The sequence below is a fragment of the Vibrio sp. SCSIO 43133 genome (assembly GCF_023716845.1).
Taxonomy (GTDB): Bacteria; Pseudomonadota; Gammaproteobacteria; order Enterobacterales; family Vibrionaceae; genus Vibrio; species Vibrio mediterranei.
On sequence record NZ_CP068025.1, the window covers coordinates 262,669 to 277,678 of the forward strand.

14 protein-coding genes are annotated in these 15,010 nt (G+C 43.7%); 4 read left to right on the forward strand and 10 right to left on the reverse strand.

The annotated features are described in order from the left end of the window. The first annotated feature begins 5 nt into the window (after positions 1-5). Positions 6-1,772, forward strand: coding sequence for a DUF1501 domain-containing protein (locus JKJ11_RS17955; RefSeq protein ID WP_252039673.1), 1,767 nt, complete (start codon positions 6-8; stop codon positions 1,770-1,772). 63 nt (positions 1,773-1,835) lie between these two features. Here the strand turns inward: JKJ11_RS17955 and JKJ11_RS17960 are convergent, their stop codons facing one another. From JKJ11_RS17960 to JKJ11_RS17975, 4 genes are all read right to left on the reverse strand, one after another. Further along, positions 1,836-2,189: an SMR family transporter gene (locus JKJ11_RS17960; RefSeq protein ID WP_006070447.1), complete on the reverse strand. Its 354-nt coding sequence runs from the start codon at positions 2,187-2,189 to the stop codon at positions 1,836-1,838. A 165-nt stretch (positions 2,190-2,354) separates the two neighbouring features. Beyond that, the gene (locus JKJ11_RS17965; RefSeq protein ID WP_006070446.1) at positions 2,355-2,861 is read right to left on the reverse strand and encodes a hypothetical protein; all 507 of its coding nucleotides are present in this window, start codon (positions 2,859-2,861) and stop codon (positions 2,355-2,357) included. Between the two features lie 234 nt (positions 2,862-3,095). Continuing rightward, positions 3,096-4,721 (reverse strand): peptide ABC transporter substrate-binding protein, encoded by a 1,626-nt coding sequence (locus JKJ11_RS17970; RefSeq protein ID WP_240205242.1) that lies wholly within the window; start codon positions 4,719-4,721, stop codon positions 3,096-3,098. 376 nt (positions 4,722-5,097) lie between these two features. Next, on the reverse strand, positions 5,098-5,715 hold the full coding sequence (locus JKJ11_RS17975) for a TfoX/Sxy family DNA transformation protein (RefSeq protein WP_252039674.1): 618 nt from the start codon (positions 5,713-5,715) through the stop codon (positions 5,098-5,100). Positions 5,716-6,160: 445 nt separating this feature from the next. Here JKJ11_RS17975 and JKJ11_RS17980 point away from each other — a divergent pair, with 445 nt between their 5' ends. Beyond that, positions 6,161-6,829, forward strand: coding sequence for a hypothetical protein (locus tag JKJ11_RS17980; RefSeq protein WP_124941972.1), 669 nt, complete (start codon positions 6,161-6,163; stop codon positions 6,827-6,829). Between the two features lie 117 nt (positions 6,830-6,946). Next, a complete protein-coding gene (locus JKJ11_RS17985; RefSeq protein ID WP_031495514.1) occupies positions 6,947-7,327 on the forward strand; it encodes a nuclear transport factor 2 family protein in 381 nt (126 codons plus the stop codon). Between the two features lies 1 nt (position 7,328). Here JKJ11_RS17985 and JKJ11_RS17990 read toward each other — a convergent pair whose 3' ends face one another. The 4 genes from JKJ11_RS17990 to JKJ11_RS18005 form a co-directional block, all read right to left on the reverse strand. Beyond that, complete coding sequence (locus JKJ11_RS17990; protein ID WP_252039675.1) at positions 7,329-8,573, reverse strand: quaternary amine ABC transporter ATP-binding protein; 1,245 nt, start codon at positions 8,571-8,573, stop codon at positions 7,329-7,331. Next, positions 8,573-9,466, reverse strand: a complete 894-nt coding sequence (locus JKJ11_RS17995; RefSeq protein WP_006070440.1) for an ABC transporter permease — start codon at positions 9,464-9,466, stop codon at positions 8,573-8,575. The genes JKJ11_RS17990 and JKJ11_RS17995 overlap by 1 nt, the downstream gene beginning before the upstream one ends. A gap of 167 nt (positions 9,467-9,633) precedes the next feature. Next, positions 9,634-10,644, reverse strand: a complete 1,011-nt coding sequence (locus JKJ11_RS18000) for an ABC transporter substrate-binding protein (RefSeq protein WP_006070439.1) — start codon at positions 10,642-10,644, stop codon at positions 9,634-9,636. 91 nt (positions 10,645-10,735) lie between these two features. Then, a complete protein-coding gene (locus JKJ11_RS18005) occupies positions 10,736-11,617 on the reverse strand; it encodes a DMT family transporter (RefSeq protein ID WP_006070438.1) in 882 nt (293 codons plus the stop codon). Between the two features lie 93 nt (positions 11,618-11,710). Here JKJ11_RS18005 and JKJ11_RS18010 point away from each other — a divergent pair, with 93 nt between their 5' ends. After that, complete coding sequence (locus JKJ11_RS18010; RefSeq protein WP_124941975.1) at positions 11,711-12,592, forward strand: LysR substrate-binding domain-containing protein; 882 nt, start codon at positions 11,711-11,713, stop codon at positions 12,590-12,592. A gap of 47 nt (positions 12,593-12,639) precedes the next feature. Here the strand turns inward: JKJ11_RS18010 and JKJ11_RS18015 are convergent, their stop codons facing one another. Further along, on the reverse strand, positions 12,640-13,536 hold the full coding sequence (locus JKJ11_RS18015; protein ID WP_124941976.1) for a hypothetical protein: 897 nt from the start codon (positions 13,534-13,536) through the stop codon (positions 12,640-12,642). Positions 13,537-13,701: 165 nt separating this feature from the next. Next, positions 13,702-14,901, reverse strand: a complete 1,200-nt coding sequence (locus tag JKJ11_RS18020) for a porin (RefSeq protein WP_252039676.1) — start codon at positions 14,899-14,901, stop codon at positions 13,702-13,704. Positions 14,902-15,010 lie beyond the last annotated feature (109 nt).

Genomic DNA, 15,010 nt, shown 5'->3' on the forward strand with positions numbered 1-15,010 from the left:
GTACTATGAAATTAACAAGACGTAATTTTATTAAAAGCACTCTTTATAGTTCTGCAGCAACTTCTATTCCATTGACGTTATCATTGCCGTCGAGCGCTTTAGCAAATGAAGGAAGTGATTATAAAGCCTTGGTTTGTTTATTTCTCTATGGTGGTAATGATTCTTTTAATATGCTTGTTCCAAAAGATGGAGAAAATTTAAATAATTATAGAGATTCCCGGCCAGATATTCAGTTATGGGAGCATGAGGTGTCGCAAATTGGTCATATTATGGACGACAATCAGCAATCCTTAGCCCTCAATGCCGCTATGCCCAAAATATCCAGTTTGTTCGAGGCCAAAGTGGCGACAAGTATCGTTAATGTCGGTTCATTAATCGAACCAACAACCAAGGAAAACTACAACAGTGTCAAACGCTCTCCCAATTTGGGGGCGCATAATAAGCAGCAACTGGCATGGCAGCGAAGCTGGGCGACGAGTCAGTATCATCCTTACGGTTGGGCTGGAATGATGATGGACCTACTAGCGACTGGGGCTGAATCCATTTCACCTAATCTCTCTTTCAGTGGTAACGAGCTAATGAATGGTTCGGGAGTGCAAGACCTTAGAGTGAGTTCATCGGGAATTCGTGCAATGTCCTCTTTGTCGGTAAACTCAGTAAACAATAATATTACCAAATTACTTGCTGATAATAATGCATCGGAGTTCGGTAAGGCATACTTGCAGAGCTTCCAAGACATCTTAGATTTTCAAGATACATTGGGAGATTTGCTCGACCAATACCCAGAAGATCCAAACATTCCTTCCAGCTACCTTGGATCTCAGTTGAAAATGGTTAAAAGACTTATCCAATCGAGTGGGGGCCTTAATCAAGCACGCCAGGTATTTTTTGTTTCGCTAGGTGGGTTCGATAATCACAGCAACCAGCGTGGCAAGCATGATGGTTTGCTGACCACGATTGACGATGCTGTTTCCGCATTTTATGCCTCCCTTGAGGCTGATGGATTGCAAGATAGCGTAGTAACTTTCACTATGTCTGATTTCGGTAGAACCATTCAAAATAACAGTAATCGAGGTACAGATCATGGATGGGGAAGTAACCAATTAGTTATAGGCGGTAGTGTAAAAGGCGGCAAAGCTTATGGTCGCTATCCAGAGTTTGTTAAGGATGGTCCAGACGCAATAGGTAACAAGTTCATACCTACCACAGCGTCGGAACAGTATGCTGCGACATTATGTCGATGGTTTGGATTATCGGAATCCGGAGTTGACTATATCTTCCCAACTTTGTCGCCAGATAAGGAAAATCACTTCCCAAGCCGTTACTTAGGTTTCTTAGGACAGGATTTAATGGAAAGCGAAAATCTAGCAATCGCCGGTGTCGCGGCTTCTGTGACTCGGGTAGATCATACACCAGAGATGGCTATTGATGGTGACCCTACGACGAAATGGACGGCGAAAGGCGAAGGGATTCATTTTGATATTACATTGTCACAGATATCTAGCCTTGATGTGCTGCGTTTTTCACAAGCTAAGGGCGATGTAAGGCAGTACTTTATGGATATATCGGTAAGTAGCGATGGCGTGCAGTTCACTAAACTCATGAGTTACCAAACGCCGGGAGATACAACTGGCTATGTAGACGTAGAGCTTGGTGGTCAACAGGCCCGTACCCTAAGAATTACTTGCAACGGCAATAATGACCCTGTGAACAGCAAGCTGGTCAAATGGAACAACTTCCAAGAAATTGAAGTATGGGGTAAGCCTGCATAGGTTATTACAAATAACGGAGGGCCCGAATCAGGGCCCCTAGTGAAATCGTTGATGAGGTTGAGATCAGTGACCTACGGTTTTCGAAAGCAAGTTGACGACAAGAACGCCAGATAGAATAAGCCCGATTCCGACAATTGCCGCTAGGTCCAATTTCTGTCCGTAAGCAAAATATCCGACCGTCGCTACTAAGACAATGCCTGCACCGCTCCAGATCGCATAAACCACACCAACCGGCATACTTTTAACGGTGACAGATAACAAAAAGAAAGCCACGGCGTAGCCGATACCAACCACTAGGCTAGGAGCCAGCTTGGTAAACTGTTCTGTCTTAGGAATAAACGAAGTTGCGATCACTTCAGTCACAATGGCTATTGAAAGTGCAATAGCTGGAGGCAGAGAAACAAGAGTTTGAAACATACTGCATTACCACCAAACAAGTGAATACGAAACCGCTCGTATTCTGATGGGCGAGAGTATAAATAATTTCAAAAACTTTGGTAGTGTTGGTTGGGTAAATAATTATTACACCAAAGAGATAATAAATAAGTGAGCGCGGCCGTCACAGACCGCTCCCACGTAGTCTTATGCTTGCTGAGCCACGAGTGCCTTTTTCTCAAGAAATTTAGCAATCGCAGTAACACCAGCAATGTACATAGCGCCACCAAGAAGAGCCACTGCCATCCAAGATAAGCCATGCTCAACAACGTGGTCTTTGTGAAGAATACACATCACCACATAAGCGAACGTAATATAGCTAAATGCAAAGTGCGCGATTGGCCCCATACCAATAGTAATCAGAACAACACCAGCAACGTAAATGTAAAACGCGTTCTCACCGCCAACGATAGGCGCCAGTGCTCCCAAGGTTGCAGGGATTAGCATTCCCATGGCGATACCTACAATACCAGCTGCGAAAATGTTCTTAAGTTTGCTTAGGTCAAATTTTGCTTCAAAGAAAAAGATAAGCGCAAGAAATGCAGGCCATTTATCGTGAATACCTAACTTCTGAAGAATAACCGTACCGGCTACGATCCAGATTGTTAGCATTAGCGTTTTTGTCATATGTGCTGAATTGAATACTTGATTCATTATTGGATTCTCTAAATAGGGTGTAGTGAAAGAGGTTGGCGCGGATTCTATAGAGCAGGGATGTTGAGGTCACTAGCGAAAAAAGGGTATCTATCTGAAACTAGGATAGTTTCGAATGGCAATTGGCAAGGCTATAAATTGATGCTCATTGTATAAGCAATGAGCATCAATGAGGTTAATGTTTTGAAAACAGTGATAGTGGTGCACTATCAAAGAATGCGCGTAGGCGCTACTTTACTTTGGTTGAACAAAGTACATGTCTTTAGCGTAAATATTGCCCTTCGGGTTATTAATCGGGAAGCCCTTCAGAGTATTTCGAACCAGTCGAGTATGCTTGTAATAGTAGAGTGGAATCATCGGTGCGGCCTCGGCTAATATGGTTTCTGCTTGGTTGAACAGTTGGTAGCGCTTGGCTTTATCTGCGGTTACGCTAGCACGTTGCATTAGCTCATCAAACTTCGCATCACAGAAGCCACTTTCGTTTTCAACGTGATTGCACGTATAGGAAGCTAACACTGAGGATGGTTCCGCATAATCTCCAAATGACCATGAACGCGCTATCTCAAAATCTCCTAAAGATTTAGCTGAGACATAGGCTTTCCATTCCATGTTCTGCAGGTGAACTTTGACGCCAAGCGGCTTCCACATGGAGGCGAGGGCCAAGGCTATCTTTTTATGGTTTTCACTGGTGTTATAAGTCACTGTAAATTCGAGCGGTTTGTCTTTGTTATATCCAGCTTCTGCTAACAACTGTTTTGCCATTTCCAAACGCTGCTGCATGCTCTTATCGCTGTATGCCATATGTGGAGCATCGTAATTTGGAATGATAGATGGAACGGGCGTATAAGCAGCGACTTCTCCTTGACCAGTGATCTTCTCAACCAGTATGTTGCGGTCGATAGCAACGGTAAGGGCTTGTCGAACTTTGGCGTTATCGAACGGCGCTTTTTGGGTGTTGAAAGAGTAGATATACGAACCAAGTAGTGGCAACCCTTGGATTTGAGATGGATCCTCTTTAATCAAACGTTGATATTGCTCCAACTGAATTCGGTTGGTCATATCAATCTCACCTGATTGATAACGCACAAGTTCAGCATTTTGAGAAGCAAGACCAAGATAGGTCACGCCATTAATGACAGTGTGTTGGTCGTCCCAATATTGTGGATTACGCTCTACTTCAACATACTCATTAGGTACCCACTTAACCAACTTATAAGCACCATTGGTGACCATGTTCTCTGGACGAGTCCACTGGTTACCGAACTTTGTTACTACTGCTTCAGGAAGAGGAAAGAAGGTCTTCACACTCATCAAGCTTAAGAAATACGGTGTTGGTTTGGTTAAGGTTACTTCAAGAGCAGTGTCTGTAAGCGCTTTTACACCCAATTCAGAAGCTTTAACGTCTCCCGATAAGATAGCGCCAGCATTAGCGATGTTGGCGGTCTTGAAGTAGTGTCCAGTGTTGTTACCCGTACTAGGATCTACCGCGCGTTGCCAAGCAAAGACAAAGTCTTCTGCTGTTAGCGGTGAACCGTCAGACCATTTAAGATCTTCTTTTAGTTGGAAAGTCACTGTTAAACCGTCGTCGGAGACACTCCAAGACTTGGCTTGGCCTGGAATCATTCGCCCATTTTGGTCCTCGATAATTAATCCTTCGAACATATCGTTGGCAATAATGTCGCCCGGCATACCCGAATTAACGAAGGTTGGGTCGATAGTGCTAGGCTCGGCTCCATTTCCTCTAACAAGATATTGCTCATTTGCTAATACCGTCCCATCCGGAACATTGGCAGAGAGTGCATGAAAAGACGTCGCGATAAGTAAAGAGGCAATGGTGAGGGGGAGCGTTTTTTTGTTCATTGAGTACATCCTATACGTAAAACTTTGTCCGTAATAACTCCCATTTATAACTAAAATTGTCTCCTATTTAAACAACTTAACTACAATTAACCGCAATAAATTTAATGATTTAATTTACAAATTAGTACAGTGGAGTGTGATTTGGGTCGGGTAGCCTACATATGACGGGGCTTGATCTACATTTCGAAACAATTGGTCATCTATTGAAGTGGGTTTGCAATCACTTGATAAGGTTATTCGCTATCGAACCACTGAAGCACGTGGTTTAATAACGGTATGTGCTTAGTTGTCCTGTCCACTTTCAATTAACACATGCATCCAACATAGACATTGTATTAATGTTTTGCCCTGCAGCCTTTGGCCGCAGGGCGTTTTTTTAATGAGTAAGATAGTCAGAGCCTGCTTGGCGAGAAAGTGTCTCTCGCAGTGTTTCAGGAAGGATACTCCAATGTATGCCTTCCAACGCACCAGCGATATAAAACAGTAAGTTGATTCCCGGCTGTTTATCGTGGCTACCACACACTGCTTTATAAGCATTCACAGGACCTTGCGCTCTTAATTCATCAATGGAGTGGATGCCCGCCTTACGTAACATTCGTTCCGTTTTATATTGCATATTAGGAAGGTCTTTGATGCGCGTGGGCGTTTCTTTACGCCTTTTTTCTTCCAAACCTACACTCCAAACTTCTTCGCAGAGCTGTGCTATTTGTTTATCGCAATGCTTTACTGCTTCAGGAATGGAATAGTAACTAGAAAGGCTAGGGTAGTTGCGAGACGATGAGCGCCAGTGAAACTCGTATGGCGTACACCCAAATTGCGAAAACTCGTCCTTAAACTTACTATTCGGTGCTCTAAGGTAGAGCTCGTTGCCCTTTATTAGTGCAAACATCACACCATTAGACAGAACGCCTTTCCCGCCAAATACAGAACGGATGCTTATCTCTTTAAGCTCAGTGTACGCCTGTATTGAGTCTACAAAGTTATCTAACATCATCTCTCTCCTTGAATGTATTACGAATAGGGCAATTTGCGCTTTCGATAAGAAACTGTGATTACAACTGCATTAATTGTTCCAGATTCTTGGCCGTTACAAATTTTGTGAGAGTGAGGTTGGAGTTATGGTGTGGTTAGAAACGATTTTAACGCAGAGGTTCTTCACTGTTCATAAAACTGAAGCGTGACTTTGCTAGAACGTAAAGAGGCAAACCGTGAGCAGCGAACAAGTTAAGTTCGAGTTTTGGTGCAAGATTGAGACAGATTAGTTTTCAGTCTATTTGCTACTTACTTGAATAATGAATCGCGGCTACATTCATTAGAGTACGTGTTCAGAACGTTAGTTGGTAAAGGCTTTACCGAGATGGCTTAAGTTTGTAGTAAAGGTAACTGTTTTAGGTTGTCGAATGCTTCAATGCAATTTCTGAATATCGTGAGGAATGGAAATGCTAGAGCCTTGTACCGTTCTAACATGGGCTGATAATCAATTGATAACGTCCGATACTTCGTGGGTTTTGACTCATCATCAGTACTACCCTCGTTGCGAACAACCCGTAACAACTAGGGCTCTTTGTGAGTTAGATATCTATCTTAAACGATACCAATACTTCACCGAACCTCGTGGTGTCGTTGACCCTAGATTTCCCATTTTGGCCTTTTCATATGGAGAAGGCAGAGAGGTTAATCAACTCATTGCTGAGCAAGTCATTACTATTATGCTCAGTCAGCCAAGGATTCAAGCTATCCTGCAATGGGAAATCTGCGACATTGTTTTAGACTCTCAGCCAAATTTTAAGTCGCGCGTTACTTCCATTCAGTTCGGGCATAACGAGACTTATATGACAACAAAAGAAGTCGCTTTGAAGGCTATTCAGTATACCCAAGTTCGCAAGGTGAATATTGTTGCTCAACTTTGGCATGCAAGCCGCTGTATTCGTCAGGCAGAAGAATGTGGTTGGCACTGTATTTCCTTGCGGGGTGTCGATGCTTTTGCTCCAACTGACCCACAGCCATGGGTTCGCCATCCGCTGTCTTGGTTGTTAAAAGAGAGTCGATATCGTTATACCGAGTCGCAGGAGGGCAATTTCGTCATTCAACCTAGGACGACGGTATAGCTGACGTTATACCATTCGCTTCTTCTCTGTCTTAGTTCTCAAAACTCACTTGGCTGTATATGCATACAGTTATTTCTACGTTAAATTATCACTAGTAACAACGTGGAAGGTAGATTTATGGAAAACGTTAAACAGATAGTTGAAGCGTATTGGCGTGCAATGGAAGGGAATGATTTCTATTATGCGAGTGAGTGTTTAGCAGAAAGTATTGAAGTTCATTGGCCTCAGTCGAATGAAAAAATCGTGGGAAGAGAGAACTTTGCTGCGGTAAACACTGAGTATCCCGCTAATGGGTTGTGGCAGTTTGATATTGTTTCTATTGTTGCAGAGGGTAATACGGTCGTTACCGATGTTAATGTCACTGATGGAAAGATCAAAGCAAAAGCTATTACTTTTCATACCGTGGAAAATGGAGAAATCGTCAAGCAAGTAGAATATTGGCCAGACGACTATCCGGCGGCAGAATGGCGCAAACGCTGGGTTTGCGCCATTAGTTAGGTTAGGCTGCGCCCTTTTTTGGCTCAGACGTCTCCTCTTCCGAGATTTCGTTTTCGCTGGTGTTATCACTTAGCACATCAGCAAGCGTTGACTTAGATAGGTGGCCTTGAAGGTCACCGTTGTCATCGACAACCGGAAGAGGGTGATCGTTATCCAGCGTTTCTGGAATCACTTCCTCCAACAAAGCATCGCTTTTCACCGCGGGAACATCATCCAACATCTCATCAGGAATTTCCTTATGGTAATCAGAGCGCTCAACTTGCTCCAACGCTTCTTGGGTAATGACTCCTTGGTATCCTTCATCAGTGACAACGTAACCATAATCGTGTTTTGAACGACGCATTTGTGTCAGTGCTTCACCAAGAGTTTCGGCAGTAATGCGCGAAATAGGAGGTTGCATCACTGTCTCTACGGTTAATGCACGCGCACGATTAACGTCTTTAACAAAGGCTTCAACATAGTCGTCTGCTGGGTTTAGCAGTATATCGACAGGTTTGTCTTGTTGAACAACCACGCCATCGCGAAGGATTGCGATGCGATCACCTAAGCGTAGTGCTTCATCCAAATCGTGAGTGATAAAGATAATGGTTTTGTGCAGTTTTTCCTGAAGTTCGATTAGCTGGTCTTGCATTTCGCTGCGGATTAACGGATCGAGTGCTGAGAATGCTTCATCCATTAAAAGGATATCGGCATCGGTACAAAGGGCGCGAGCAAGGCCAACACGTTGTTGTTGTCCTCCTGAAAGTTGGCTAGGGTATTGTTCTTCATAGCCTTCTAAGCCCACGGTCTTGATCCATTCTTTAGCCTTGGCCAAGCGCTCTGTTTTGCTTAAGCCTTGAATCTGTAAACCATACGCCACGTTGTCGATGACCGATTTATGTGGAAGTAATCCAAAACGTTGAAATACCATCGACATCTTATGACGGCGAAAATCTCGCAAGTCCTTATCGGATAGTTTCATCACGTCAGATCCATCAACGATAATCTCACCTTCAGAAGGGTCGATAAGGCGGTTAAAGTGACGAATCAAAGTGGATTTACCCGAGCCGGAAAGTCCCATAACGACGAAAATTTCGCCAGGGTAGACATCAAGGTTGATGTCTTGAAGTCCGAGAGTATGGCCGGTACGGGCTAGTAGCTCATCTTTGGTCTCACCGTGCTTGACGGCTTGTAAGTATGACTTATCTTTAGGACCAAAGATCTTATAGAGGTTTTTAATTTGAATAATTGGCTGAGGTTGAGTCATTATTCTCTTCCTCCTAAGTGAGCTTGGGTACGCTTAGCGTAGCTTTGGGAAACGCGGTCGAAGATGATAGCAAGTGCAACGATCGCTAGACCATTTAAAAGACCTAAAGTGAAGTATTGGTTGGTAATAGACTTAAGCACAGGTTGGCCCAATCCCTTCACCCCAATCATAGAGGCAATGACCACCATGGCGAGCGCCATCATAATGGTTTGGTTGATACCTGCCATAATATTTGGCATTGCTAAAGGAACTTGCACGCCAAATAGGCGCTGCATCGGACTTGCGCCGTACGCAGTAGCAGCTTCAAGAACTTCTTTGTCTACCAAGCGAATACCGAGATCTGTCAGTCGAATCACTGGCGGAATGGCATAAATGACGACGGCAATAACGCCCGGAATTTTACCAATGCCAAGTAGCATGACCACGGGTATCAAATAAACAAACGCTGGCATGGTTTGCATAATATCGAGTATCGGAGTGATCACTGCTCGTGCTTTCTTAGACTGAGCCATAATTATACCGGTAGGTATTCCGAGCGCGATGGCGACAAAGGTGGAGACGAGAATAATACTCATGGTTCGCATGGTATTGTCCCACATTCCGAAGAAGCCTATTAAAAAGAATGCAATACCAACAGAAGCACTAAGCTTCCATGAGCGGCTGGCTAAGTAGGCTAGGCCGACCAAAATACCGAGGATGAGCCACCAAGGGCTAGAAAGAAGCAGCTTTTCAAACCAGATTAAAAAACTTAAGAGAGGGTCAAAGATGGATTCGATGGCGTCGCCATATTCGCGAGAGAAGTCGCGATATGCGCCGTCGAGGGTTTTACGAATATCGAGTAGTTGTTTTCTATCGAGCTGAGGTATTTCACTCAACCAACTGGCATTAGACATCTGTTACTCCTTGATTACTTCTGCCATTTAAGAAGATCCCTAACTTAGGGATCTTCTTTTAGTGTGATTGACGCCAACCAATGCCATCATGGCGAGTATTGGATCAATCTCTGGCTCTAATTTGCCTCTAAATCCGAAGAGGCAATCCTTCTAGAGCTTTATTTCTTTTACAGTGAATCAACCGCTTTTTGTACTTTTGCGGCTACGTCAGGTGACAGCCATGCTGCCCACGTATCTTTGTATTCCTTCATAAAGTGCTCAACGGCATATTCACCATCTGCTTGCTCGTCTTCCATCCAAGCAAGTAGGCCATTCATTTGAGCATTGGTGAATTCACGCTGCTTGAAATACGCCATCGCTTCTGGTGACTTCTTCGCAAAGCTATCGGTAACAACCGTCTCAACAGCTGAAGGTGGGTACATCGTAGGTTTAGGATCAAGACATTCTTCTTGGGTAATACAGTCTTTAAACATGGTCTCGTCGACACCGCTGCCAAAGTCTACTTTGACCATTTTGTATTTACCAAGAACCGCAGTCGGTGCCCAGTAATAACCAAACCACGCTTCTTCACGTTCATAGGCTTTCGCAATCGAGCCGGAAAGACCTGCACCTGAACCTGGGTCGACTAGTTCAAATCCCGCTTGTTCCATACCTAGTGCATTGAATAAGTTACCAGCAGAAATTTGGCAGTTCCAACCTGCTGGGCAAGTATAAAATGCGGATTTACTTGGGTCTTCTGGATGAGTGAATTTCTTCGCGTTGGCAAGTACGCCTTCGATCGTTGCGAGAGTAGGATCTTGTTTAACCATGTATTCAGGAACCCAGAAGCCTTCTTCACCGCCATCGGTAAGCGTGGTTCCGGCGTATTGAATCTGGCCTTCCTTAACACCGAGATCTAAGGCTTCACGCATTGAGTTACTCCAGAACTCAGGTGCGATATCAGGTTGTCCTTTTGAAATCATCGATGCGCCTGTTGGCATGGTATCGCCGGGAACAAGTTCTGCATCACAGTCGAAACCATGTTCCAGAATAAATTTATCGATGTTGGCGATGAGTGTGGCTGAATTCCAGTTCATGTCAGCGATAGTGACAGTACCACACTCGTTTGCAGAGGCTGTTTGAAGACTTGATGTAGCTAAAAGAGATGAGAACAATAACGTCCTAGTTAAGTGTTTCATAGTGATTTTCCATTTCAGAGTTCGCTATTAAGTATATGAAATGGAAAAAATATTACAAATTGCATTCACAAACTGTTCACATTGCTGTGACCTAGCTTTCAACAATCGCGGTCTCTTTATGCATTCGTTTGCGTTTCTTCTCATGTTTGGTTAACCAGACAATAGGAACGACGATCATCAAGGTACCAATTGCCATAAAGATATCGGGAACTTCACCGAACCACAGTAAGCCCACTGCCACTGCGCCAATCAAACCGCTGTATTCTGCGCTGGCAATTTTGTTGCTATCTACAGAACGATAGGTTAACACACACGTCGCCGCATAAATCAAAATAAAGGTGCTTGATGCGGCGGCTACAGGAAACGAACTCCAATCCCAAGATTGACCTTCCATGTATGCCAAACATAACGAGACTGGCATTCCAACAAGGTTAGTTATGAGTAACGTGTGTACGACCGATTGCTGTTTAGGCAGTTTGCGAATTAATAGATTGTTTACCGCAATAGTAAGCGCAACAACCAAGGCCGATAAGGCGGCAAAATCGACTTGGTCAGGTCTGATAATGACTAACACACCGGCAAAACCCATAATCGCTGCCGCGATGGTTTGGCGCGAGAGTTTCTCACCAAAAAACAGGCCAGCCAAAGGTAACATCATCAGCGGTGCTGCGTAGAAAATAGCATTGGCTGTTGCCAATGGCATTGATGAAATGGCGTAAACCATGAATATGGCGCCAAACAACCAAACGTGTGCTCGCAGAGCATGCCACTTCAAACCTTCAGTGATGTTTTTGGGTTTACTAAATAGGAAAAAAGGCAACAAGATCAGAACCGCTGACAACTGACGGAAGAAGACGAACTGAAAAACAGCGACGTCATTACCCACACTTTTAATTAGTGCGTCTGACAAAATAGCAATTTGATTACCAAATACGAGCAAAAGCATCGCTACGCCGACGGTCATTGGTTTCATGTTTATCCTCCTCTTCCTCTTTACGAGAGCATACGAGATGACCTAGGATGAAGTGAAATGATAAATATTCACTTAGTATGAGATATTTAGATAATGAAACTTCCTCCGTTACGTGCCGTCCATTGTTTTGAATCTGTAGCAAGAAACCTCAGCTTTTCACTTGCCGCTGAAGAGCTCAATGTGACCCAAAGTGCCATCAGTCATCAGATTCGTTTATTGGAAGAGTATTTAGGCGAAGTGCTATTTATTAGACAAGGGAGAAAGCTGTCACTTTCTCAAATTGGTGAAAGCTATTTGGAAGAGATTAGCCCTGCCGTTGCGTCTATTGCGAAGGCCAGCCAGAGAATTAGAGAAGGGGAGCGTGGCACGATACGTTTGGCGCTATACAGTTCGTTAGCCGTAAAGTGGTTGATTCCAAGGTTGTCTGATTTTAAGCGCCTATATCCTGAAATCGAGCTGACACTAAACATGGTAGCGGAAGATCCCGAGTTATCAGATAACATAGGTGATTGCTTTATTACTGTAGAGAAACCTCGAAGGAATTTTGTTGCCGAGCCTTTATACAACGAGGTTCTTTACCCAGTTTGTAGCCATAAAATCTGGAAAGAGATAGATGGAAAAAACCTTCCTGAGGCGTTGTGGAACTATCCCATCTTGTCGACGGATTCTGTATTCAGAGAAAGAGGTAAAGACTGGCTAAAATGGTGTCAAGCAGGCGGTATAACCATGCCAAAAGACCTTGATATGCAGCACTTCAGCCATATGTTGTTGGCCGTAGAAGCGGCGAAGTATGACCAAGGAATCACCTTCGCTAATGGTTACATGATGACTGAGCGAGACTTACAAGATTTGGTCGTGATCCCTTCACATGGATTAGAAACGGGCGACAATTTTTATTTCGTTTACAAGAAGAGTCGTGCCCGACAGCCGGAAATCAAGAAACTGGCTAGTTGGCTACAACAGCAGTGTAGTTAGCGTTCTCCCTAGTTCAATTAGGAAGAACGCTTAGCGTATTTAACGCATTAGGCTGGCTCTTTCACTTGCTTAGTGGCAAGAAGTAGCTCATTGACTTTATTGATAGAGAAGGCTTTATCGACCGCTAAAGTAAACTCGCATAATCCTACTTTAATAATGAGCGAGTTTAGCTCAGGGAAGTGAGGATGAGGTTCTAGCGATACGTTTTCAATCAAGCCTATTCGAATAAAGGTGTGACCGAATTTATAGTTGGCATCTTTAACATCGATAATGTGTTTACCTTGGTTAGCGATAATCAAATCAACGCCATCTGTCATAATCATTGAGCGTAACAGTTTGTACTGCACAAAATTATGGTAAAGATCCATGATGCTCGTGCGTTTTCTCTCTGTGAGCATCATTTCGCTTTGGTAAGCCAGTATGTGCAGCGGCTCTAATAGCTTTTCGGTGCCACAATAGAAACTGTAGGTCACTTTGTCCAACAAACTCGCGTCATTTAGTTCTGTAGAAATAGGGTAACTGGTTCTCGGAGAGACAATTTCACGCAATAGTTTTATCACATGGCTGGCAACATCTTGAGATACGAGGTTGTATTTGATGATCATCTCGCCTTGAATCGATTGAAGGCCAATGTAGTTGTCGAGCAAATCACCGCCATGAGTGAGGAACAACACATCGGTGTACCACATTTTCTCGGCTTGAATCCGCTCACCATCAATCTTCAAATGCATGATGAAATCTTGTTGAATGATGACAACTTCGGGATAAAGCAACATGCCTGGCTTCATATTTCTACGTTCTTGATGCACAGGAATCTTAAAGCTGTATACCGCGTCTTCAAAGAAATGCTGCTGTTCTGAGAACTGGGGTGGAATGTCTTCTTGCGATTTTATTTCGATCAACCAGGGGCCAAACTGGTCATACTCTTTCTTTAGATCGTACATACCTACCTTCCTTGTTGTCTATTATTTGCTCAATATAACTCTATGTAAAATAATAGCAGGTTGTTGTGATCTTACTCGAAAGACCACCAATAAATGATGGTGGTTTGAATGGTGTTATGTTGTGGAGCAGAGGCTAAGCTGCTCCACTTTGTTTATCCCTCGTTTTTAAAACAACACTGCCGCGCCTAAGAAGAAATGATTGGATGAACCCCGATAGTCGGTCGGTTGATTCGTATTCCAATTTAACGTGTCGTTGAGTGTGACATCGTCTCTGTAACCCTCAACATAGATTTCTCCCCACGGAACAGGAGCCCAAGCTGCACCTAAATTAATCATCGCCACTTTAGTATTGGTCTTGTTAGCCAAGTCATCTTTATCTAACGCCCATTCATAACTGCCATAGAGACGGATATTTTCGGCTACATATAGGTTTGCACCAAGACCAACATTATCCGTGGTGCCTTTGAACGCCGGATTGGTTGCGCCATCTTCAGACATAAATCGTTCGTAGCGTCCGGAGACAGAGAGTAATCCCTCAGCAAAATGATGTTCAAAAGCAACGGCATACTGCTTAATGGTTGCATCCGTTGCGGTCAGGCTGGCACTTGGGTCTGGTATGCCAAGCAAGTCGATAAACTCGCCATTAATATGATTGGCTTGGTTATATGCCGCCGCTAAGTAAGTACCAAAATCAAAAGTATAGGTTGCAGCGACACCAAAGCCATTATCTATGGTGATAGTAGGGCGCGCCTCAACAGGCGTATATACGGAGCCAAAGTTAAGGCCATTACCAAACGAGATTTGGTCCTCATTACGACTGGCTTGATACTGCAGTCCAACATAGTAATTCTCTGACTCTTTTGACCACACAACAGTATTCTTGGTTCGTCTGCTACCCAGCTCATCAGACTGCATCATATTTAAGCCACCAGCCCAATATGCGTAATAGCCCTTGTCTGTTTTCATGTAAGGGCTTTCTTGGCGACCAATAGTTACTTGTCCGTAAATATCATGGCCGAAGCCAACATAGGTTTGGCGCTGCTGTAATGCAATGTCCGATGTATCTGATTGAGTACCAAAGTTAACGTCCCATTCCAGTTTTACGAGGGCTTTAAAGTGCCCATGGGTGTGCGAGATATCGAAGCCCAAATATGAGCCAGGATCCTCTACGTGGGTAACATCGCTATTGTAATTGTAGCCATTGGCGTTACCCATGGCGGTAGCTGAGTTGTAATCATAACGGCTAAGCTGCGCGGCTATCGCCCCGTAAATTGATAGTTCGGTACCTTCGTCGTTGTAAAGCTCTATTGCATTGGAAGAAAAAGTTGCCAAAAGTGCTAGGAAAATAGGGTTCAGTTTAGTCATGTTTCTTAAGCTTATAATTAGGTTGCAAAAGTCTCTGCCTACGTTTTAAACGCTAGCATGTCATAGTATTTAATTATCTTTTCTAGATTTGTTATGTTTGAATTTGTTA